Genomic DNA, 20,917 nt, shown 5'->3' on the forward strand with positions numbered 1-20,917 from the left:
ACTAAAGATATGTGCACCAATACTCGTTCTGACCACGAAATGTGGGGGCCGTCACATCGCATGTCCGGATGTGGCCCCGGTCATGAAGGAGATGTGCGATGAGCGTGCGCAGTGCAGTGCGGCCGAGCGATCCCGGCGGCGTACCCGCCGGCCTGCGGCGGGTGGTGGCCGCCTCGATGGCGGGCACCGTGGTCGAGTGGTACGAGTTCTTCCTCTACGGCACGGCTGCGACGCTGGTGTTCAGCAAGGTGTTCTTCGCCGCGGGCACCAGTGATCTCGACGCGATCCTGGCGGCCTTCATCACCTATGCGGTCGGCTTCGCCGCACGGCCGTTGGGCGGCATCGTCTTCGGGTATTTCGGCGATAAGTACGGCCGCAAGAAGCTGCTGCAGTTCAGCCTGGTGCTGGTCGGCGCCGCGACCTTCCTGATGGGCTGTCTGCCGACCTTCGCCCAGATCGGTTACTGGGCACCGACTTTGCTGGTCGTGCTGCGGTTCATCCAAGGTTTCGCGGTCGGCGGCGAATGGGGCGGCGCGGTGCTGCTGGTGGCCGAACACAGTCCGAGCAAGAGTCGCGGCTTCTGGGCGAGCTGGCCGCAAGCCGGTGTGCCCGTGGGGAATATGCTCGCGACCGTCGCGCTGCTGGCCCTCACCTCGACCCTGTCCGATACCGCCTTCCTGAGTTGGGGTTGGCGCGTCGCGTTCTGGTTGTCCGCGGTGGTCGTACTGGTCGGCTACTACATTCGCACGAAGGTCACCGACGCACCCATTTTCGTTGCGGCACAACAGGAAATCGAGCAGATCAAGGCGAACTCGCTCAGCGTCGTCGAGGTGCTGCGGCGCTATCCGCGCGGCGTCTTCACCGCCATGGGGCTGCGGTTCGGCGAGAACATCCTCTACTACCTGGTGGTCACCTTCACCATCACCTATCTCAAGGTGCAGGTCCATGTCGACACCAAGGTCATCCTCTGGTGGCTGCTGGCCGCGCACGCCGTGCACCTGGTGATGATTCCGTTGGCGGGCAGCCTCTCCGACCGTTTCGGCAGGCGACCGGTGTATCTGGTCGGCGCGATCACGGCGGGCACGTGGGGCTTCTTCGCCTTCCCGATGATGGACAGCGGCCACAACGCGGTCATCATGTCCGCGATCATCATCGGCCTGATATTCCATGCCTTCATGTACGCGGGCCAGCCCGCGATCATGGCCGAGATGTTCCCCACTCGGATGCGGTATTCCGGTGTCTCCCTCGGCTATCAGGTCACCTCGATCGTCGCAGGCTCGCTGGCTCCGATCATCGCCGTCCGCCTGCTCAACACCTACAAGTCCGCCGTGCCGATCGCCATATATCTCGCGGCCGCCGCGGCCATCACCGTGATCGCCGTGCTGTTCGCCCGTGAAACGAAGGGTATCGCGCTGGAGAGCATCGACGACGCGGATGCGGAAGCTGTTGCCGCCCAGACCTCCTCGACCACATCTGCGCAAGTGACACAGCCCGACACCCTACGAGCGGAGCTCACATGAGTGACCTGACCGGACGTTCCGCGCTGATCACCGGCGGCGCGAGCGGCATCGGCGCCGCCTGCGCCAGAGAACTCGCGGCGCGCGGCGCGACCCTCACCATCGCCGATATCGATGACGTCGGCGCGAAGGCGCTGGCGGCCGAGCTCGATGGAAAGGCGTGGGCCGTAGATCTTCTCGATGTCGCGGCACTGGAAGAGCTCACCCTGGACACCGACATCCTGGTGAACAACGCCGGTGTGCAGAGCATCAGCCCGATCGAGGACTTTCCGCCGGAACGGTTCCGAAACCTGATGACCCTCATGGTCGAAGCGCCGTTCCTGCTCATCCGCGCGGCACTGCCGCGGATGTATCAGCGCGGCTTCGGCCGGATCATCAACCTCTCCTCGGTGCACGGCTTGCGTGCCTCCGAGTACAAGGTCGCCTATGTGACGGCCAAGCACGCACTGGAGGGCCTGTCCAAGGTGACGGCACTCGAGGGCGGCCGCCACGGCGTGACCAGCAACTGCGTCAATCCGGGCTACGTCCGAACGCCCCTGGTGGATAAGCAGATCGCCGATCAGGCCAAGGCGCACGGCATCGCCGAGCAACAGGTGCTCGAACAGGTGCTGCTCACCGAGAGCGCGATCAAGCGCCTGGTGGAGCCGCAAGAGGTCGCGTCACTGGTCGGTTGGCTCGCCTCCGCCAACGCGGGCATGGTGACCGGCGCTTCCTACACCATGGACGGTGGGTGGACCGCGCGGTGATTCCGGCGGGCGACCTAGCGCGCCGCCGCCCGGCTCAAGGCCGACAGCGCCATCTGACGCAGGATCGGCCGGGTGCGGGTGGCGGTGGCCGAGGTCACGCTGTGCGGCGTGGAGTTCATCAAGCCGAACCCCGCGTGGGCCTGTACCCGCGCGGTCTCCTCGGGCAGCTCCGGATGCAACTCCCGCAGCACCGCCACCCAGATCTCGACATACTGACGCTGGGTGCGCCGCAATTCGCGCCGCGGGCCGGTCGGGACGTTCTCCAGATCGCGATCCTGAATCCGGATGAGCTCGGGCTCTCCCAGCGCGAAATCCAGGTGGAAATCGACCAGCCCGTCCAGCGCCTCCCTGGCCGATCCGGTGCGCGCCACCACCGCCTTCCCGCCATCGAGCAGCCGCTGGCTCACGCCGACGAGCAGTTCGACCAGCAGCGCCTCCTTGTTGGGGAAGTGCCGGTAGACCGCGGGCCCGCTGACCCCGACGGCCGCGCCGAGGTCGTCCAGGCGCATACCGAAGAAGCCGCGATCGGCGATAAGGCGGGCACCCGCCTCGAGCAGCTGCGCCCTGCGCTGCAGTTTCAGTTGTTCCCGGCGGGTGAGCGCGACGGGTCCGGTGCTGGTCACACGCGCTCCTTTCCACACGCCTGGACATCTCAGTTAATCAACATTAACCTGAATTCCAGTTATCGGCGACTAACTGGATGGCAGGATGGCGTGATGACGGTGACCGAACAGGTCGGGGTCGACAACCGCACGGCGCATGCGGCGCTGCTCGAGGATCTGCGCGCCCGGCTGGCGACGGCGGCGCTCGGCGGGCCCGTGAAGTCGCGCGAGCGGCATGTGGCGCGCGGCAAGCTGCTGCCCCGGCAGCGGGTGGATCAACTGCTGGATCCGGGCAGCCCGTTCCTGGAGCTCTCGCCGCTGGCCGCGACCGGGATGTACGACGACGAATGTCCGGGTGCCGGGATCATCACCGGTATCGGCCGGATCTCCGGGCGTGAATGCGTGATCGTGGCCAATGACGCCACGGTCAAGGGCGGCACCTACTACCCGATGACGGTGAAGAAGCATCTGCGCGCCCAAGAGGTCGCGCTGCAGAATCAGCTGCCGTGCGTGTATCTCGTCGATTCCGGTGGCGCGTTCCTGCCGCGACAGGACGAGGTATTCCCGGATCGCGAGCACTTCGGACGCATCTTCTACAACCAGGCGACCATGAGCGCCAAGGGAATTCCGCAGATCGCCGCCGTACTCGGCTCGTGCACCGCGGGCGGCGCGTATGTGCCCGCGATGAGCGATGAGGCGGTGATCGTGCGCAATCAGGGCACGATCTTCCTCGGCGGCCCGCCGCTGGTGCAGGCGGCGACCGGCGAAGTGGTCACCGCCGAGGAGCTGGGCGGCGGCGAATTGCATTCGCGCACTTCGGGAGTGACCGATCATCTCGCCGAGGACGACCAGGACGCGCTGCGCATCGTGCGCCGCATCGTGGCGACCCTCGGCCCCCGTCCGGCCAGTCCATGGGAGGTGACGCCGACCGTCGCCACCTCGAAGCCGGAAGCCGAGCTGTACGACGTGGTCCCGGTCGACCTGCGCACGCCCTACGACGTCCGCGAGGTCATCCACCGGCTGATCGACGGTGGTATCAACGGGGACAGCGGATTCCACGAATTCAAGGCCGAGTACGGCAAGACCCTGGTCACCGGATTCGCTCGCGTCCACGGGCATCCCGTCGGTATCATCGCGAATAACGGCGTGCTGTTCAGCGAATCCGCCATGAAGGGCGCGCATTTCATCGAACTGTGCGATAAGCGCAAGATCCCGCTGCTGTTCCTGCAGAACATCACCGGCTTCATGGTCGGGCGCGACTACGAGGCGGGCGGTATCGCCAAGCATGGTGCCAAGATGGTCACCGCGGTGGCCTGTGCGCGGGTGCCGAAACTCACCGTGGTGATCGGCGGATCCTATGGCGCGGGCAACTATTCGATGTGCGGGCGCGCGTATTCGCCGCGCTTCCTGTGGATGTGGCCCAATGCGCGGATCTCGGTGATGGGCGGCGAACAGGCCGCGTCGGTGCTGTCCACGGTGCGTGGGGATCAGCTCGATAGCAGCGGACAGCCGTGGTCGGCCGCGGACGAGGAGGCATTCAAAGCGCCGATCCGGGAACAGTACGAACACCAGGGCAATCCGTACTACTCGACCGCGCGACTGTGGGACGACGGTGTCATCGACCCCGGCGATACCAGAACCGTGCTCGGACTTGCCCTTTCGGTGTGCGCGCAGGCGCCGCTCGAACCCGTTTCCTACGGCGTCTTCCGGATGTGACCGCGATGATGAACAAATCCCACCCCGTCGAGTTCGACACCGTGCTGGTCGCCAACCGCGGCGAGATCGCGGTGCGCGTCATCCGCACGTTGCGCGCCATGGGTATTCGCTCCGTCGCGGTCTACAGCGACGCGGACGCGCAGGCCAGGCACGTCCGCGAAGCCGATACCGCGGTACGCCTCGGCCCGGCGCCGGCCCGGGAGAGCTACCTCGATATCGCGAAGGTAGTCGACGCGGCGGTGCGCACCGGGGCCGGAGCCGTGCATCCCGGCTACGGATTCCTTTCCGAGAACGCCGCTTTCGCCGCCGCGCTGGCCGATGCGGGCATCGTCTTCCTCGGGCCGCCCGCGAAGGCGATCGAGATCATGGGTGACAAGATCGCGGCGAAGAACACGGTGTCCGCCTTCGACGTACCCGTCGTCCCCGGCATTGCACGGCCGGGGCTCACCGACGACGAATTGATCACCGCGGCAACCGAAATCGGCTATCCGGTACTGGTGAAGCCATCGGCCGGTGGCGGCGGCAAGGGCATGCGGCTGGTCGAGGAACCCGCGCAATTGCCCGCCGCACTGGCGAGTGCCCGACGCGAGGCCGGGGCGGCGTTCGGTGACGACACGCTGTTCCTGGAGCGGTTCGTCACCCGGCCCCGGCATATCGAGGTGCAGATCCTCGCCGATCAGTTCGGCCACGTGATCCATCTGGGCGAACGCGAATGCAGTCTGCAGCGGCGGCATCAGAAGGTCATCGAGGAGGCGCCGTCGCCGCTGCTGGACGCCGCGACCAGGGCGCGCATCGGCGCCGCCGCCTGCAATACCGCGCGCAGCGTCAACTATGTCGGCGCGGGCACGGTCGAATTCATCGTCTCCGCCGATCAGCCGGACGAGTTCTTCTTCATGGAGATGAACACCCGGCTGCAGGTGGAGCATCCGGTCACCGAACTGGTCACCGGGATCGACTTGGTGGAGTGCCAGGTGCGCATCGCGGCCGGGCAGCAACTCGCGGTGGACCAGGACGAACTCCGGCTGGTCGGGCATGCGATCGAGGCGCGGGTGTACGCCGAGGATCCGGGTCGCGGCTTCCTGCCGACCGGTGGCACCGTACTCGACCTATCGGAGCCCGAAGGTATTGGCGTGCGGGTGGATTCGGGATTGCGCATCGGCACGGTGGTCGGCAGCGACTACGATCCGATGCTCTCGAAGGTCATCACACACGCCGCCGATCGCGACGCCGCACTGGCGAAACTCGATCGGGCACTCGCCGATACCGTGCTGCTCGGCGTCACCAGCAATATCGAATTCCTGCGCTTCCTTTTAGCCGACCCGGATGTGGCCGCCGGAAAGCTCGATACCGGATTGCTGGATCGCCGCGTCGGCGACTTCCAGCCCACCGCGGTCGGCGATGAGGAATTCATCGCCGCCGCTGCCTACCATTGGCTGCGGCGCTGGCCCGCGGCCCCGAGCGACCCGTGGGATGTCCCGTCCGGGTGGCGCATCGGTGCACCCGCGCCCACCATCATCCGGCTGGCCGGCGGTGACCGCACCGAACACGTGTATCTGACCGGCTCTCCCGAACACGCCGCAGTACATCTCAACAGCAGCGAATCAGCCTCGCTCACCGCTGATTGCACCGAATCCGGCGCCCTGTCCGGCGTGCTCGTCCTGACGCTGGACGGCCTGCGCCGGGAGTACCGCGTCGCTGAACACGACGGGCAGCTCTGGGTGGCCGGGTCATCCGGGGTCTCGGTGCTGCGCGAAATGGCCGAGGCCAATGTCCGGGGCGGCGCGGAACATATCGGTGACGCCGAGATCCGCAGTCCGATGCCGGGTTCGGTGATCGCGGTGCCCGTCGCCGACGGGTCCATCGTGGCCGTCGGCGCACCGGTCGTCGTGGTCGAGGCCATGAAGATGGAGCACACGCTCACCGCACCGGTCGCGGGCACCGTCGAGGTCCTCGTCGAGCCGGGCACCCAGGTCCGCCTCGACCAGCCGCTGGTGCGCATCGTCGCGGCCCCCACCGAACCAGAACCGAAAACCGCCGAGCGAGAAGGACTTTCCGCATGACAGACTTTCTGTCCACCGGCACATTGCCCGAGGACTACCGTGACCTCGCCCTGACGGTGCGCGATTTCGCCAAATCGGTGGTCGCCCCGGTAGCCGCCGAACACGATGCGAACCACACCTTCCCCTATAAGGTCGTCGCAGGCATGGCCGAGATGGGCCTGTTCGGTCTGCCGTTCCCGGAGGAATACGGCGGCATGGGCGGCGACTACTTCGCGCTGTGCCTGGCCCTGGAAGAACTCGGCAAGGTCGATCAGAGCGTGGCGATCACCCTGGAGGCCGGTGTCTCGCTCGGGGCGATGCCCATCTACCGCTTCGGCAACGATAAGCAGAAGCAGGAATGGCTGCCGCAGTTGACCAGTGGCCGCAACCTCGCCGCCTTCGGCCTCACCGAACCCGGCGCGGGCAGCGATGCGGGCGGCACCAGGACCACCGCGGTCGCCGACAGCGGCGAATGGATCATCAACGGCAGCAAGCAGTTCATCACCAACTCCGGCACCGATATCACCAAACTGGTGACGGTGACCGCGGTGACCGGCCAGTCGGGCGGCAAGAAGGAGATCTCCACCATCCTGGTGCCCACCGACACCCCCGGCTTCGTGGCCGAACCCGCCTACAACAAGGTCGGCTGGAACGCCTCCGACACCCATCCGCTGAGCTTCACCGACGTCCGGGTACCAGAGGAGAACCTGCTCGGCGAACGCGGGCGCGGCTATGCCAACTTCCTGCGCATCCTCGACGAAGGCCGCATCGCCATCGCCGCCCTCTCGGTCGGCGCGGCCCAGGGCTGCGTCGACGAGAGCGTGCGCTACGCCAAGGAGCGCGAGGCCTTCGGTCACACGATCGGTCGCAACCAGGCCATCGCCTTCAAGATCGCCCGGATGGAAGCGCGGGCCCACGCCGCCCGCACCGCCTACTACGACGCGGCGGCGCTGATGTTGGCGGGCAAGCCGTTCAAGAAGGAAGCCTCGATCGCGAAGCTGGTGGCCAGCGAGGCCGCCATGGACAATGCCCGCGACGCCACCCAGATCTTCGGCGGCTACGGCTTCATGAACGAATACGCTGTGGCCAGGCATTATCGCGATAGCAAGATCCTCGAAATCGGCGAGGGTACAACGGAGGTGCAGTTGATGCTGATCGGGCGGGAGCTGGGCCTGTGAGCGAGACCAACGGCATGCGCCGGGTGGTGCAGCGCGGCCTGTGGTTCGACGAGTTCGAGACCGATGTGGTGTACGAGCACCGGCCGGGCCGGACCATCACCGAGGCCGATAATGTCCTGTTCACCACGCTGACCATGAACACCCAGGCGCTGCACCTGGACGCGGCGGCCAGCGAGCAGCTGCCGCCGTTCCACCAGCGCCTGGTGAATTCGATGTTCACACTGTCCACCCTGATCGGTCTCTCGGTCGCGCAGCTGACCCAGGGCACGATCGTCGCCAATCTCGGCTTCTCGGAGATCGCCTTCCCGAAGCCGCTGTTCCACGGTGACACCATGTATGCCGAGACCGTGGTCACCGATAAGCGCGAATCCCAGAGCCGTCCCGGCGAAGGCATCGTCACCTTCGCGCACACCGCGCGCAATCAACACGGCGATATCGTGGCCACCGCGGTACGCAAGACATTGGTACGCAAGGAGCCCGCATGAGTTGGGAAATGCCCGGAACGGCCTGGCTGTTCTGCCCCGCCGACCGTCCCGAACGCTACGAAAAGGCCGCCGCGACAGCCGATGTGGTGATCATCGATCTCGAGGACGGGGTCGCCGCCGCGGATAAGGCGGCCGCGCGCAAGGCGCTCATCGATACGCCGCTGGATCCCGAGACCACCTTCGTGCGGATCAATGCTGTCGGCACCGATGACCACGGGCTGGATCTCGCGGCGCTGAGCAGTACCGAATACCGGCGGATCATGTTGCCGAAGACCGAATCCGCCCTCCAGCTCTCCTCGCTCACCGACTGCGAGGTGATCGCGCTGATCGAATCCCCGCTCGGCGCGATGACGATCGAGCATGCGGTGCAGGCGCACAATGTGATCGGGGTCATGTGGGGCGCGGAGGATCTGGTCGCCGGGCTCGGCGGCAACGCCAGCAGGCATGCCGACGGTAGCTACCGCGATGTGGCCCGGCATGTTCGGTCCACCACACTGCTCGCGGCCAAGGCGTACGGGAAGTTCGCGCTCGACTCGGTGTACCTGAACTTCCGCGATCTCGACGGGCTGCGGGCGGAGTCGGCGGACGCGGTCGCCGTCGGCTTCGATGCGAAAGTCGCGATCCATCCCAGCCAGGTGCCGGTCATCCGGGCGGCCTACGCACCGTCCGCAGACGAAATCGACTGGGCCCGAAGGGTGCTCGACGAGGTACCGAAGCATCGGGGTGTCTTCGCCTTCGAGGGCCGCATGGTCGATGCACCCGTGCTGCGCCACGCCGAGCGGATCGTGCGGCGCGCCAACCACACCTGATTTCCGAGACGTTCAGCCAGGAGGTAATGCGGTGCAACCACAATGGGTGCCGACCGAATCAGATATCGCCGAAGCACGCCTGACCGATTTCGCCCGATTCGTCGCGGCGCGCACCGGCGTTTCCGCGCCGGATTACCGGTCGCTGTGGCAGTGGTCAGTCGACGATCTCCCCGGCTTCTGGGGCGCACTGTGGGACTACTTCCAGCTCGGCCCGATCGCGGGTGAGGTGCTGGCGAGCACCGAAATGCCGGGCGCGCAGTGGTTTCCCGGCACCCGGCTGAACTATGTGGATCAGGTCGTGCGGCAGTTCCGCACCGACCGGCCCGCCATTGTGGCGGTGCGCGAGGACGCCGCGCCGCGCGAGGTGTCCTGGACCGAATTGATCGACAGCACCGCGGCATTCGCGCGCACCCTGCGCTCGTTGGGGGTACAGGCCGGTGACCGGGTGGCCGGATATCTGCCGAACATTCCCGAAGCGGTGATCGCCTTTCTGGCCACCGCCAGCATCGGTGCGGTGTGGAGCGCCTGCGGGCAGGACTATTCGCCCAAGGCGGCGCTGGACCGGCTCGGCCAGCTCGAGCCCACCGTGCTGATCACCGCCGACGGTTACCGTTTCGGCGGCAAGGCACACGATAAGCGCGCCGATATCGCGGCGCTGCAGGCCGGACTCGACACCGTGAAAGCGACCGTCGTCGTCTCCCAACTGGGTCTGTCGGTGCCGGACGCACTGTCCTGGACCGAGGCGGCCGCCAATACCGAGGCCGTGGTGATCGACACCGAGACGGTCGACTTCGATCATCCGCTGTGGATCGTCTTCTCCTCCGGCACTACCGGTCTACCCAAGGGCATCGTGCACGGCCACGGCGGCGTCGTGCTCGAGCACCTCAAAGCCGTTGCGCTGCAAGCCGATATCGGGGGCGACGACACCTTCTTCTGGTACACCAGCCCGAGCTGGATGATGTGGAATTTCCAGGTTGCTGGGCTGCTGGTCGGCGCGACCATCGTCACCTACGACGGCAGCCCCACCTATCCGACGCCGGATGCACTGTGGCACATCGCATCCCAGGTCGGCGCAACCGTACTCGGCACCAGCCCCGGCTACGTGCTCGCCTGCATCAAGGCGGGTGCGGTGCCGCGTACCGACCACGACCTCGCCGCGCTACGACAGGTCGGCATCACCGGCTCGTCGCTGCCGCCCGCGTCGGCAGTGTGGTTGGGCGAGAACGTCGGTAACCATGTGCAGGTCGCCTCGATCAGCGGCGGCACCGATGTGGTCTCCGCCTTCATCGGCGGTGCGCGCACGGTGCCGACCTGGCCGGGTGAGCTGTCGGCCCCCTACCTCGGCGTCGCGCTGGAGGCCTTCGACGCCGACGGCAAGCCGGTCCGCGACGAGGTCGGCGAACTCGTCATCACCAAGCCCATGCCGTCCATGCCGGTGCGCTTCTGGCGCGATCCCGACGGAATCCGTTACCACGACGCCTATTTCGATATGTTCCCCGGCATCTGGCGGCACGGCGACTGGATCACCATCACCGATCGCGGTAGCGTCGTGGTGCACGGCCGCTCCGACTCCACCCTCAACCGCCACGGCATCCGCATGGGCAGCGCCGACATCTACCAATCCGTCGAACGCCTCCCCGAGATCACCGAGGCCCTGGTCATCGGCGCCGAACAACCAGACGGCGGCTACTGGATGCCGCTATTCGTCACCCTCACCCCCGGCACCGAACTCACCGAAGACCTGAAGACCCGCATCAACACCACCATCCGCACCGAGGTCTCCCCCCGCCACGTCCCCGACGAAATCATCGTCGCCCCCGGCATCCCCCACACCCGCACCGGCAAGAAACTCGAGGTCCCGATCAAAAAGCTCTTCCAGGGCGCGGACGCGGCCCGCGTCGTCGAACGCAGTGCGGTGGACAATCCGGACCTGCTCGACTGGTACGCCGCCGTCCGCCCACAAAGTTAGGTACGCGAACTTCCCGTCGTCGGGCCTCGGTCGGACAGCGCGCCGCGATCTGGCCGGGCTCGGTCACCGATCGACCATTTGTGGCTACAATAATATTTATAAAAGTGGCCACAAAGGAGCGCAGCATGGACGTCGGTATTCGAGAACTACGTGACAGCCTCAGCCGCCATCTGGCCGAGGTCCGCTCCGGACATACGGTGACCATCACCGATCACGGACGGCCGATCGCCCGCATCGTTCCCGTCGATCGCCCGACCCGGCTGGAGCAATTGCGTGCTGAAGGGCGCGTGCAGCCCGCGCGCAAGAAGAAGCAGCCCACGCCCGAGCCGATCCATGGGAAGGGCATTGTCAGCGAACTCATCGAAGAGCAGCGTCGGTGATCGGATACCTCGATAGGTCGGCCTTCGTACCCCTGCTGGTCAGTGAGCCGAGCAGTGACGCCTGCCGCCGGTTCTGGGACGACGCTGACGCCGTCGTGTCGAGCAGGATGCTGTACGTGGAGACTGCGGCGGCGCTCGCACAGGCGCATCGAATGGCACGTCTCGATGACGCGGCGTATGCGTCGTGCCGAGGTCTGCTGGACCAACTCTGGCCACAGCTCGAGGTCATCGAAGTGGATGAGGAATTGATCCGGCGCGCGGCCGAACTCACCGGCCTCCTCGCGTTACGCGGATACGACGCCGTCCACTGCGCCGCCGCCGAACAGTTGGAGGACCCGGATCTCGTCGTCGCATCCGGCGACAAACGTCTACTCGACGCGTGGAAGTCATTGAGGCTGGCGACCTTCGACACAAACGCACCTGAGGACGCTGCCTGATCTGAAATGGGGGTGGATGCCTCGACCTGGGCAAATCTGGTGGGGCTTGGGGCATCGGGGGGTGGCGTTGTCGTTACCATTGCGGGCATGAGTGTCGACAATCGCCGTACGGCGCGCAAAGCGGTCAGCGGCGACTCGGCACCGCGGGAGGTGCGGCGGCGGCCGAAGAATCGGCGGGCCCAGATCGCGGCGGCCTCGGCGGCCGCATTCGGTGCGCTGGGCTATCACGGTGTGAGCATGGAGGACATCGCGTCGGGGCTCGGGATCAGCTCGGCGGCGCTGTATCGGCATTATCCGAGCAAATACGCGCTGTTCCGGGCGGAATTGCTGCGGGTGGGCCAGGCGATGACGGAATCGGTCGAGCTACCGGAGACGGCGGCGGACTCGGGGATGGCAGCCGACGGAGTCGGCGGGGTGGGTCAACACTGGTCTCCGGAACGCAAGCTGCGCCACGTGCTCGACGCGCTCATCGGCGTCACGATCGAGAACCGGTCGACGGTCACCCTGGTGCGCTGGGAGGGCCGCTATCTGGTGCCGGAGGATCTGACGGTCCTCACCGATCAGCAGCTCGCCGTCGTCGGCGCCATCGGCACGCAACTGGCCGCACTGCGACCGACACTCGCGGAGGACGAGCTGCGGATACTGCGCGCCGCACTGCTGAGCGCGATCACCAGTATCGCTGATCACCATGCCGCGCTGCCCGCGAAATCCCTTGCCCGACTGCTGAGTTCGGCGTGCTGGGCGCTGGTGCCGGCCGAGCTGCCCGCGCTGGACGTACATGCCGCACTGCCGGTGGCCGCGGAGATCCCGGATTCGTTCAAGCACGAGCTGTTGCTACGCAAGGCCGTCGAACTCTTCCACGATCGCGGCTACCCGAATGTCAGTGTCGAGGAGATCGCCACTGCCGCAGGGCTTTCCGCCGCCTCGGCGGTCTACCGGTTCTATCGGGGCAAGAGCGATCTGCTCGCGGCCGCCTTCCGGCGGGCCGCCGACCGGGTCTCCGGCGCGATCGGGCCGGCGGTCGCGGCGGCCCCCGACGCCGAAGGGGCGCTCACCACGCTGATCGACCAATACGTCGAGGGATCGTTCACCGAACGCGCGCTGACCTTCGTGTATTACACCGAGTTCCAGCACGTTCCGACCGACGAGCGCACCGTACTGCGAAATATCCAGCGTCTCAGCGTCGAAGAGTGGGCCCGGCTGCTGCGCGAGGTGCGTCCGGAGCTCTCACCCGCCGAGGCCCGGTTCCTCATCCACGCGGCATTCGCATTGGTCGTCGATCTGGGCCGGACCTTCAGCGCCGAACCGATCGCCGCCCCGCCGCGGGTTCGGTTGCTCATGCAGCTCGTGCTGTTCGGCCGCCCGGCCCGCGCGTAGTCCCAAGGTGCCGCCCGCATCCGCATCCGCATCCGCATCCGCATCCGCATCCGCATCCGCATCCGCATCCGCATCCGCATCCGCATCCGCATCCGCATCCGCATCGAGCAGGGTGGACTGGATCGCGCCGAACCACAAATTATGTTATCGATCATTCCGCGCTACATGAGCGTAAAGAAACCACTTGAAACCGCAGTTCCAGACATCTTTGTGAGCTTCAATTCAAGCAGATTCCATGGCTGGGAAGACCCATCTAGCAAGCGTCCGATTGGGCTAACATCGCGGGATGGATGCCGAGGATCGTCGCGCAACGGGGGACGCGAACGCAGGCCGCCCCGCACCGTCGCGTGCGGTGCGGCGCCGACCGCGCGACCGGCGCGCGCAGATCGCCGCCGCCTCCGCCGAGGCCTTCGGTTCCTTCGGCTATCACGGCGTCAGCATGGAGGACATCGCCTCCCGCCTCGATATCAGCTCCACCGCGCTCTATCGGCACTATCCCAGCAAATACGCGCTGTTCCGCGAGGAGGCGCTGCGTCTGGCCGCGCTGAGCACCGAGGCCGTGCGCCTGCCGGACGAACTGCACGACCGCCCCGCCACCGAACGCCTCGACCACATCCTCAACGCCCTCATCACGGCCGCCATCGCGAATCGGCGCAGCGCAGCGCTGCTGCGCTGGCAGAACCGCTACCTCGACAACGCCGATCGCCAGATCCTCATCGATCATCTGATCACCACCGATGCGGCAGCCCGCGCCCTGCTGGCCGAGATCCGACCGGACCTGCCCGACGACGATCGCGCGGTGCTCTCGGCCGCGGCGATGAGCGTGATCGGCAGCATCTGCGATCATCATGTGTCGATTCCGGTGCGCGCATTGGCGGCCCTGGTGCGCGCCGCCTGCGAGGCGGTGCTCGCGTGCACACTGCCCGCACCCGGTGACGACACCGAATCCCTTGGGGCGAAAGAGGTTCCGCTCACCTTCAAACACGAACTGCTGTTGGTGCGAGCGATCGAACTGTTCCACGAGCGCGGATATCCCAATGTGAGCGTGGAGGACATCGCCAATGCGGCCGGCCTGCCCGCCTCGTCGGCGGTGTACCGCTTCTACCGCAGCAAGGGCGATCTGCTCGCCGCGGCGTTTCGCCGTGCGGCGGACCGGGTTTCGGCGGCGATCGGACCCGCCATCGCGGCATCGGATAGTCCGGAGCAGGCGCTGCGGACCCTCATCGAGCTGTATGTGCGGGGCTCGTTCGCCGAGCGCGCGCTGACCTTCGTCTACTACGCGGAGATCAGCAATGTGCCGCCCGAGGATCGCACCGTATTGCGAAATATCCAGCGGCTCAATGTCGAAGAGTGGGCCAAGCTGCTCATCGGGGTCCGGCCGGAACTCTCACCGGCGGCGGCGCGGGTGCTCGTCCATGCCGCGCTGGCCCTGGTCGTCGACCTCGGTCAGTGGCTCGGGCCGGATAACCCGCTGTGCTCGCGGCAGCGGGTCATCCACCTGATGCAGGTCATCCTCTTCGGTCGCCCCGCGCACTGAGTTCTGCGGTGCAGCAACACATCCCGTGCCGTCGCCTGGCTGATCGCCGATGTCTATGTCGATCTGCCGTCGCCGTCCAGCGGCGCGCCGTCGAGTCCTGTTTCGGTCATTTTGATGTTCAGCTGAGCGGCGAACCCGGGTCCGGATACGGACAGGGGCCACCTGCGGAATTCGAACAGGATGAAACCGGCGCGCTGCTGGCCGCGCACCCCATGACCGATCGGACGGGTGTCGGCTCCTTCCAACAGCCAGTCGTACAGGGGGCGCAGATCGTCCTCGCGCCAGCCCTCGAGATTCGCGGCGTGCGCTGCCAGGGCGAGCTTCTCGGCGAAGTACCCGGGATCGAGAACGGTGCACCGGATCTCGATGTCCAGCTTCTCGAATTCGTGCCGCTGCCCGAACTGCCACCAACCGTGCACGTGCGTGACATCCGGGGTGACCGACCTGCCTTCGAACAGCCACCAGTAGTCAGTGATGAACGGCGCACGCAGCTGCAGCCACTTCTGCTCGTCGCCCAGAGCCGAGCATGAGTGTGGAACGTCCGCGAAATCCGGCCATTCGACTTCGGGACAGTCCCAGTCGGTCAGCCACGACCTGACCTGCTCCCGGTTCGCGATGAACCTGGACCTGAGCTCGTCCGCCTCTTGCCGCTCCGATCGTCGAAACATCCAGACCTCCTCCGCCCCTGGGTAGATCCATGATGCCGCAGTTCGGCGCGTTATCCGCTGGATCCGGCCGGGGTGGACCGCACTGGGATCGCCGTGGACTCGACTACTGTGACCGAAGAATCGGATCAGCACCTCGTTGACCTGGTCCGATCGTTCCTGCTGAATGGCGTGGCCGCAGCCGGGGAGCACGACGGTTTCCCGCAGATCGGGGAACCCGCTGTCGCCGGACATCAGCTGCTGGGACTGTGGCAGTGCGAGTGCGCCGTCGTGGCCGTCGATCAGGAGCAGGGCCGGTACCTGGACTTGGTTGTGCCGCCAGCCTTTCGACAGTTCCCAGTTGCGGTCGAGGTTGCGGTACCAGTTGAGTCCGCCGGTGAATCAGCGCAGGCCGGCACGCCGTGCGAGTCAGGCTCGCCGAGGGTGAGCGACCTAGCGCATCGGATAGCGGCGATCGATCACGTCGAACATGTTGGGCTGACCGGCTTTGTACAGTTCGCGGTCGATGAGCTCGAGCGGTTCCCAGAGGGGCATCGTGTAGCGGGGGGTGATGGTGGCGGGCGCGGCCGGTGCGCCGGAGGCGTGCAGGATGGCGTTGGCGGCGAGGCGGCCACCTTCGTTGGCGCCCTCCATACAGGCGACGTTCATGCCGGTTTTGATCCAGTCGCCTGCTAGGAACAGGTTGTCGATGGCGGTGTAGGCGTCCGGGCGGTCGGACCAGGATCCGGGATTCTGGACGAAAATAGCGTCGTCGTAACCGATGTCGGGGGTACCCGCGCCGGTGAGGCCAGAGTCGATCATCCAGGAGTGCAGCATGTTGTCGGTGAGCTGGATGTCACCGTCGTCGTTGACGTGGGCCTTGATCTGCGCCCAGGTTTCGCTCGCGATCTCCTCGGGTGCGCATTGTTTGGCGGTCTTGCGGTTGAAGGTGCCGGGCTCGTCCCACTCGGAGATGGTGGCGGACAGCACATCCCGGACACTGCCGTCGCCATAGGTCGTCAATGGTCGGCGCCAGAACTGGGCCTCGCTGATCGAGGTCAGGCCCCAGGGTGCGTCGTTGTAGCCGACGTGGCCGTTGGCGAGGTCGACGCGCTCGCGTAGGAAGAACTGGATGCCGACCATCCAGGCGGCCTGTAGGTTTCGGATTCGGTCCACGGTGGGGTCGGCGGCGGCGAGCTCGTCGGAGAGCACGTCCGGGAATTTGTCGAGCGGGATCGCCGCGAGGTAGTAGTCGGCCTCGACTCGGTGACGTACGCCGCCCTGGTCGGTCACGGTCGCCGAGGTGATATGCGCACCATCGCTGCTCAACCCTGAAAGCCGCTGGCCCAGTTGGAAGGTCACGCCGATCGAGCGCAGGTAGTCGATCCACGGGTTGATCCACGCTTCGGTGGTCGGGCCGTTGAGCACGCGGTCGTTGCCCTTGCCGTCGGTGTCGTTATTGAGATTCAACACCGACCAGACGTACTCCTCGCCGACCAGGCCGATCGAATGTGCGCTGCAGTTACGGGATTTGGTGGCGACAAGCTCGCGGATGAAGCCGTCGCCGAGGAAGCGGTTGTACTCCGGCGACGAGTTGTCCAGGATCTGATGTACGCGGCGGATGAACTCTCTCAGCGACTTCTCGTCCACGTCGTCAGCAGGCGCGAGGACCGCGACACCAGGGTTCGGCACCTGCTAGGTTCGCGTGCATGCCTGCCCGCGACGAGAAAACCGTCGGTCTTGTCCTGGTCACCTACCAGAGCGCAGAGGACCTGCCACCCTTCTTGGAATCGCTACCTGCGGCTGTCGAGCCGCTGGCCCTCAACGTGATCGGTGTCGACAACACATCGACTGATGGCAGCGCCAGTTTTGTCGAGCAGTTCGGCGGGACGGTTATCCGCAATCGTCAGAATGTCGGCCTGGCCGCCGCGATCAACCAAGGCGCAGCCGCAACAGATGCCGAATGGATCCTGGTCGCGAACCCCGATACGCACCTGGCACCGGGTTCGATCGCCACGCTCGTCGAAACCGCTCTCACAGACGAGACGATCGGCATGATCGGCCCGCGCATAGCCCGGCTGGATGGATCGCCCTATCCGAGCGGACGTCGATTCCCGTCGCTCGCGGTAGGTATAGCGCATGCCCTACTCGGCGGAGTGTGGCCTAGCAATCCCGCGACCCGCGCGTACTTCGGCAATCCCGTGACCACGATCAGCGATGTTGACTGGATCTCGGGCTGCTGCATGCTGTTCCGGCGCAGTGCGTTCGACGCGGTAGGCGGGTTCGACACCCGCTACTTCCTCTACTTCGAGGAAACCAAGATGGCGCTCGACATGCACCGCGGCGGGTGGCGGGTCGTGCTGGACCCCAGTGTCGAGATTCGCCACCGCGAAGGCGGCAGCATGCGGTCAGCCCCGTTCCGCAAGATCCGCAGCCACCACCGCAGCGCCTTGCGGTTCTACTGCGACTACCACCAGGGCTCGCCGTGGCTGCTATTCGCACCGCTGGTCGCGGCGGGCCTGATTGTGCGCGGCGCGGCATCAGTGCTGCGGACCGCGATCACTCAACGTCTGCGCCACTAGGTGAATGGCTGCTCGTCGAGGCCGATACCGGCCGATAGATCCTCGAGCAGCTTGTGCGATCCGGTTGCCCGTCCGGGAACTCGTCCTTGCGCAGGTCGCGCCAGTCAGCACCGGTGTCTGCCGCGAATTCGGCCATGGCTTGGATCTGGCTATGGTTGAACCGCCACCTGCGACAAGGCGGACTAGAGAGCCTTCTTCGATTGCCACGTGCGCAGACTAGCTGAGCAGACCGACAGGTTTGTTTACCAGCGGCCACGTCCGCTGAGCATCAGCTCAATCTCGACAACCCGCCGCTCCAACCGCGCCGAATGAACACCATACGCAGCCTTCCGAGCCGCCCGGATCGTCTCCTGCGCCGCATCGAAATCCCGGTTCCGCGCATACGACTCCGCCAACCAAGTCTGATAGAGCGCGACTTCCCGCGCCCGATCCTTCGGATAGCTGTCGATCGCCTGTTGCAGTAGTGGCCGCGCGCGTGACGGATCGCCGAGTTCAACGAAGCATCGCCCCGCCATCACGTCGATTTCGGACCGATCCACCCAGTACACCCATTCGGGTTCCTCGACGCCGGCTATCCGACGCTCGTAGGTGTCGTCCACGGTGTCGAGGGCGCGCATCGCCCCGTCACGGTCACGGGCACGCGCCGCGGCCCACGCCACTCGCTCAGTCAGCAACGCAGCCACTACCGGTGTCGCACCGTGCGCTCCGCTCAGCGCCGTCCGCGCAAGAAGGACTGCGTCACCCGGCTGACCGACGTTCGCGATCTGATAACTCAAGCTCGAGAGCAGTTGGCCGGTAAGTACGCGATCCCCTGCCTGACTGGCCGCTTTCGCGCCGTTCAGGTAGGTGTACTGGGCGTGCCCGTAGTACAACGATGTGCTCCGGCTTCACATCCCGCTGATCATTCTCCAACATCCCAAGCATCGACTTGGAGAAGTGAGTCTTGGCCGCGACAGCCGACAGGCTGACCCCTTGCGATTCGCGGGCCAGCCGAAGCAGAGAGCCGGGCTTATCCATGGATCCGCAGCACCGATCTGTGGACGCTAGTGGACGCTGAACTTGTTCTGTGTCAAGCCTTCTGACACGAGACTACTACTCAGCACGTCAGCGGCGTTTCGCTCAAGAAACCTCGACGCCGTGCACTGCGCCCGCAGCGCCGACCGCGACCCAAGGAATTGAACCCAGTGGATCACAGAGCTTTCGGAGACACCCCGGTGTCCCGCTGCCACTTCTATCGGCGGGTGTGTGATCTGCCCGCGAATATCGACCCACCGTACCTTGGCCGGATCGTCATGAAGGCCGAACATGTGTGGGCGCTGATGCTTCCCGCCCATCTCGGCCAATCCGTGAAAATCCATATGCAGCAACATGGTTCGGATATCGGTCCGATGGTGTCGCATCCGCGCTCGAATCGGTGGACTTTCCTCGTGCGGCCCGACATCCCTGACGACGTGGGCCTGTTCGCCGAGATGTACCGGCTCAACGTGTCGGTAGTGCGAACAGGCGGCACCGTCGCGTTACCCTCGCCCGCCGACCAAGGCGCACAGTTTCGACGCTGGATCGAACCACCCCGCTGCACGTTCCGGCCCTCTGGCCTTGCGGTGGTCGACGCGATACGTGCTTGCTCGAGTCCATATCGGCCCGTACGGCGGAGCGCCGCTCATGCCTGAATGTGATTGCGGGCCACGGATCAAACTCTCTGGGCGCTGCCCGTTGATCGGGGTCCGTGTAGTCGACGGCCGTGAGGACTTCGTATCCGGTGTCCCGGTGCAAGTCCTGCTGACACCGGTGCAGCGGTCATGAACGCAAACTCTCAGCCCGAGGGCGAATCCGCGCAGCCCAAACTTGGTTGCGTCATAAATGGCGGCGTCGGCCGCTGGAACTCTGCCCCCGATGGAGCCGATGAAGACGATGTGACCGGCCGCCCGTTGCTGCATCAACCGGACAAGTTGGTGGGCCATCAGAATCGGCGTACGCAAATTCACAGCGAGCGCGTCATCGATGTCCGCCGCAGCGAAGTCTCCGAGCTTCCCCAGTGCTGCGACACCCGCGTTCGCGACGAACACGTCAACCTGTCCGACCTCATCGATCAGCCGCGCGATCTCCTGAGGTTAGGTGAGGTCGGCGGCGATGGACGTGGCGCCCAACTCGCTCGCGAGCTGCTGCAAGACGTCGACTCGCCGGCCCGTGAGAATCAGAACCGCCCCCTGCGCGCTGAATTCACGCGCTATGGCCTGCCCGATACCGCCGGTCGCACCAGTCAACAGGACCGTCTTACCCCCTACGTGCATCATCCACCCATCTTCTGGCACGCAACTCGACTATCCGAAGCCGATCAGGCCAGCACGTTACCCTGTCGAAAGATCGAGGCTAGTTCTTCATACATGTCGTTCATCTGTTCCCCAGTGGTCCCACTCATCTGCGCGCCGATCAGCGCGTTGAGGGTGATGTTGGCGCAGATCTCAGCGATGGCTCGTGCTACTCCATGGTCGACGAGTGATTGCGTGAGCCCGTCGCGACGAAGCCGGTCCACGCGCTGTTGCGCCGCGGCAACTTGGGGGTTGATCGTTGCCCACGCCCGCAGTGCCACTTCGGCTCCGTGGGGCAGCGAGACCGCCTGTTGTACCTGACGTTTGATCATTGCCGAAATGTCATCGACTGCGGCCGCTGCGGTGATGAGGTCGCGGCTGTAATGGCGCTCCCAGTACGACAGCAGTCCGCCGACGAACGCCTCGAAACTATCGAAGTGGTGATAGAAGGAGCCACGAGTCACCGCCATGCGATCGCATAGCGCGGACGCGCTCAATCCGGGGAAGCCGGATTCGTCGAGGACGAGCAGCGCCAATTCAAAGTAGTCTTCGCGGCTTCGTCGAATCGCCATCTCGCGGTGGCCTCCATG

Annotated in this window: 21 protein-coding genes; 13 read left to right on the plus strand and 8 right to left on the minus strand. The window is 65.7% G+C overall.

Annotated elements, in window-relative coordinates; genetic code table 11:
• The first annotated feature begins 98 nt into the window (after positions 1-98).
• Both OG874_RS30300 and OG874_RS30305 read left to right on the plus strand, forming a co-directional pair.
• Positions 99-1,520: an MFS transporter gene (locus tag OG874_RS30300; RefSeq protein ID WP_330250506.1), complete on the plus strand. Its 1,422-nt coding sequence runs from the start codon at positions 99-101 to the stop codon at positions 1,518-1,520.
• Positions 1,517-2,263 (plus strand): 3-hydroxybutyrate dehydrogenase, encoded by a 747-nt coding sequence (locus OG874_RS30305; protein ID WP_330250507.1) that lies wholly within the window; start codon positions 1,517-1,519, stop codon positions 2,261-2,263. Before OG874_RS30300 ends, OG874_RS30305 begins: the two co-directional genes overlap by 4 nt.
• A 14-nt stretch (positions 2,264-2,277) precedes the next feature.
• Here OG874_RS30305 and OG874_RS30310 read toward each other — a convergent pair whose 3' ends face one another.
• A complete protein-coding gene (locus OG874_RS30310; protein WP_330250508.1) occupies positions 2,278-2,886 on the minus strand; it encodes an SACE_7040 family transcriptional regulator in 609 nt (202 codons plus the stop codon).
• 93 nt (positions 2,887-2,979) lie between these two features.
• On the opposite strand from OG874_RS30310, the gene OG874_RS30315 reads away from it, so the two are divergent.
• The 10 genes from OG874_RS30315 (at position 2,980) to OG874_RS30360 (ending at position 14,792) form a co-directional block, all read left to right on the plus strand.
• A complete protein-coding gene (locus OG874_RS30315) occupies positions 2,980-4,581 on the plus strand; it encodes a carboxyl transferase domain-containing protein (RefSeq protein WP_330250509.1) in 1,602 nt (533 codons plus the stop codon).
• Between the two features lie 5 nt (positions 4,582-4,586).
• Positions 4,587-6,641, plus strand: coding sequence for an acetyl/propionyl/methylcrotonyl-CoA carboxylase subunit alpha (locus tag OG874_RS30320; RefSeq protein WP_330250510.1), 2,055 nt, complete (start codon positions 4,587-4,589; stop codon positions 6,639-6,641).
• On the plus strand, positions 6,638-7,798 hold the full coding sequence (locus OG874_RS30325) for an acyl-CoA dehydrogenase family protein (protein WP_330250511.1): 1,161 nt from the start codon (positions 6,638-6,640) through the stop codon (positions 7,796-7,798). The genes OG874_RS30320 and OG874_RS30325 overlap by 4 nt, the downstream gene beginning before the upstream one ends.
• Positions 7,799-7,812: 14 nt before the next feature.
• Positions 7,813-8,283 carry a MaoC family dehydratase gene (locus OG874_RS30330; protein WP_330257479.1) on the plus strand — a complete coding sequence of 157 codons (471 nt, stop codon included), beginning with the start codon at positions 7,813-7,815 and terminating at the stop codon, positions 8,281-8,283.
• Complete coding sequence (locus OG874_RS30335; RefSeq protein ID WP_330250512.1) at positions 8,280-9,092, plus strand: HpcH/HpaI aldolase/citrate lyase family protein; 813 nt, start codon at positions 8,280-8,282, stop codon at positions 9,090-9,092. Before OG874_RS30330 ends, OG874_RS30335 begins: the two co-directional genes overlap by 4 nt.
• A 31-nt stretch (positions 9,093-9,123) precedes the next feature.
• Entirely contained in the window at positions 9,124-11,061 is a 1,938-nt protein-coding gene (locus tag OG874_RS30340; RefSeq protein WP_330250513.1) for an acetoacetate--CoA ligase, read from the plus strand.
• Positions 11,062-11,186: 125 nt separating this feature from the next.
• Positions 11,187-11,441 carry a type II toxin-antitoxin system Phd/YefM family antitoxin gene (locus tag OG874_RS30345; protein WP_330250514.1) on the plus strand — a complete coding sequence of 85 codons (255 nt, stop codon included), beginning with the start codon at positions 11,187-11,189 and terminating at the stop codon, positions 11,439-11,441.
• Complete coding sequence (locus tag OG874_RS30350; RefSeq protein ID WP_330250515.1) at positions 11,438-11,878, plus strand: type II toxin-antitoxin system VapC family toxin; 441 nt, start codon at positions 11,438-11,440, stop codon at positions 11,876-11,878. The genes OG874_RS30345 and OG874_RS30350 overlap by 4 nt, the downstream gene beginning before the upstream one ends.
• A gap of 87 nt (positions 11,879-11,965) precedes the next feature.
• A complete protein-coding gene (locus OG874_RS30355) occupies positions 11,966-13,255 on the plus strand; it encodes a TetR/AcrR family transcriptional regulator (RefSeq protein ID WP_330250516.1) in 1,290 nt (429 codons plus the stop codon).
• A 286-nt stretch (positions 13,256-13,541) separates the two neighbouring features.
• Positions 13,542-14,792, plus strand: coding sequence for a TetR/AcrR family transcriptional regulator (locus OG874_RS30360; protein ID WP_330250517.1), 1,251 nt, complete (start codon positions 13,542-13,544; stop codon positions 14,790-14,792).
• Between the two features lie 53 nt (positions 14,793-14,845).
• Here OG874_RS30360 and OG874_RS30365 read toward each other — a convergent pair whose 3' ends face one another.
• Both OG874_RS30365 and OG874_RS30370 read right to left on the minus strand, forming a co-directional pair.
• The gene (locus tag OG874_RS30365) at positions 14,846-15,460 is read right to left on the minus strand and encodes a hypothetical protein (RefSeq protein WP_330250518.1); all 615 of its coding nucleotides are present in this window, start codon (positions 15,458-15,460) and stop codon (positions 14,846-14,848) included.
• 429 nt (positions 15,461-15,889) lie between these two features.
• Positions 15,890-17,086, minus strand: a complete 1,197-nt coding sequence (locus OG874_RS30370; RefSeq protein ID WP_330250519.1) for an FAD-dependent oxidoreductase — start codon at positions 17,084-17,086, stop codon at positions 15,890-15,892.
• A 59-nt stretch (positions 17,087-17,145) separates the two neighbouring features.
• On the opposite strand from OG874_RS30370, the gene OG874_RS30375 reads away from it, so the two are divergent.
• Complete coding sequence (locus tag OG874_RS30375) at positions 17,146-18,018, plus strand: glycosyltransferase family 2 protein (RefSeq protein ID WP_330250520.1); 873 nt, start codon at positions 17,146-17,148, stop codon at positions 18,016-18,018.
• Positions 18,019-18,260: 242 nt separating this feature from the next.
• Here OG874_RS30375 and OG874_RS30380 read toward each other — a convergent pair whose 3' ends face one another.
• The 5 genes from OG874_RS30380 to OG874_RS30395 form a co-directional block, all read right to left on the minus strand.
• Entirely contained in the window at positions 18,261-18,860 is a 600-nt protein-coding gene (locus OG874_RS30380; protein ID WP_330257480.1) for a tetratricopeptide repeat protein, read from the minus strand.
• Positions 18,757-19,035, minus strand: a complete 279-nt coding sequence (locus OG874_RS30385; RefSeq protein ID WP_330250521.1) for a helix-turn-helix domain-containing protein — start codon at positions 19,033-19,035, stop codon at positions 18,757-18,759. The genes OG874_RS30380 and OG874_RS30385 overlap by 104 nt, the downstream gene beginning before the upstream one ends.
• 500 nt (positions 19,036-19,535) lie before the next feature.
• Positions 19,536-20,120, minus strand: a complete 585-nt coding sequence (locus tag OG874_RS44925; protein WP_442943441.1) for an SDR family oxidoreductase — start codon at positions 20,118-20,120, stop codon at positions 19,536-19,538.
• Positions 20,121-20,129: 9 nt separating this feature from the next.
• Positions 20,130-20,312 carry an SDR family NAD(P)-dependent oxidoreductase gene (locus tag OG874_RS30390; RefSeq protein WP_330250522.1) on the minus strand — a complete coding sequence of 61 codons (183 nt, stop codon included), beginning with the start codon at positions 20,310-20,312 and terminating at the stop codon, positions 20,130-20,132.
• 41 nt (positions 20,313-20,353) lie between these two features.
• Positions 20,354-20,899, minus strand: a complete 546-nt coding sequence (locus OG874_RS30395) for a TetR/AcrR family transcriptional regulator (protein WP_330250523.1) — start codon at positions 20,897-20,899, stop codon at positions 20,354-20,356.
• Positions 20,900-20,917 lie beyond the last annotated feature (18 nt).

The organism is Nocardia sp. NBC_00565 (genome assembly GCF_036345915.1).
Classification (GTDB): Bacteria; Actinomycetota; Actinomycetes; order Mycobacteriales; family Mycobacteriaceae; genus Nocardia.

What these genes read in the sequence shown, in the direction of transcription:
- OG874_RS30335 (WP_330250512.1), top strand. Translation starts at nt 8,280, where the DNA reads ATGAGTTGGGAAATGCCCGGAACGGCCTGGCTGTTCTGCCCCGCCGAC.
- OG874_RS30365 (WP_330250518.1), bottom strand. Translation starts at nt 15,460, where the DNA reads ATGTTTCGACGATCGGAGCGGCAAGAGGCGGACGAGCTCAGGTCCAGG.
- OG874_RS30300 (WP_330250506.1), top strand. Translation starts at nt 99, where the DNA reads ATGAGCGTGCGCAGTGCAGTGCGGCCGAGCGATCCCGGCGGCGTACCC.
- OG874_RS30360 (WP_330250517.1), top strand. Translation starts at nt 13,542, where the DNA reads ATGGATGCCGAGGATCGTCGCGCAACGGGGGACGCGAACGCAGGCCGC.
- OG874_RS30325 (WP_330250511.1), top strand. Translation starts at nt 6,638, where the DNA reads ATGACAGACTTTCTGTCCACCGGCACATTGCCCGAGGACTACCGTGAC.
- OG874_RS30395 (WP_330250523.1), bottom strand. Translation starts at nt 20,899, where the DNA reads ATGGCGATTCGACGAAGCCGCGAAGACTACTTTGAATTGGCGCTGCTC.
- OG874_RS30385 (WP_330250521.1), bottom strand. Translation starts at nt 19,035, where the DNA reads ATGGATAAGCCCGGCTCTCTGCTTCGGCTGGCCCGCGAATCGCAAGGG.
- OG874_RS30330 (WP_330257479.1), top strand. Translation starts at nt 7,813, where the DNA reads ATGCGCCGGGTGGTGCAGCGCGGCCTGTGGTTCGACGAGTTCGAGACC.
- OG874_RS30390 (WP_330250522.1), bottom strand. Translation starts at nt 20,312, where the DNA reads ATGATGCACGTAGGGGGTAAGACGGTCCTGTTGACTGGTGCGACCGGC.
- OG874_RS30355 (WP_330250516.1), top strand. Translation starts at nt 11,966, where the DNA reads ATGAGTGTCGACAATCGCCGTACGGCGCGCAAAGCGGTCAGCGGCGAC.
- OG874_RS30305 (WP_330250507.1), top strand. Translation starts at nt 1,517, where the DNA reads ATGAGTGACCTGACCGGACGTTCCGCGCTGATCACCGGCGGCGCGAGC.
- OG874_RS30345 (WP_330250514.1), top strand. Translation starts at nt 11,187, where the DNA reads ATGGACGTCGGTATTCGAGAACTACGTGACAGCCTCAGCCGCCATCTG.
- OG874_RS30315 (WP_330250509.1), top strand. Translation starts at nt 2,980, where the DNA reads ATGACGGTGACCGAACAGGTCGGGGTCGACAACCGCACGGCGCATGCG.
- OG874_RS30375 (WP_330250520.1), top strand. Translation starts at nt 17,146, where the DNA reads ATGCCTGCCCGCGACGAGAAAACCGTCGGTCTTGTCCTGGTCACCTAC.
- OG874_RS30320 (WP_330250510.1), top strand. Translation starts at nt 4,587, where the DNA reads ATGATGAACAAATCCCACCCCGTCGAGTTCGACACCGTGCTGGTCGCC.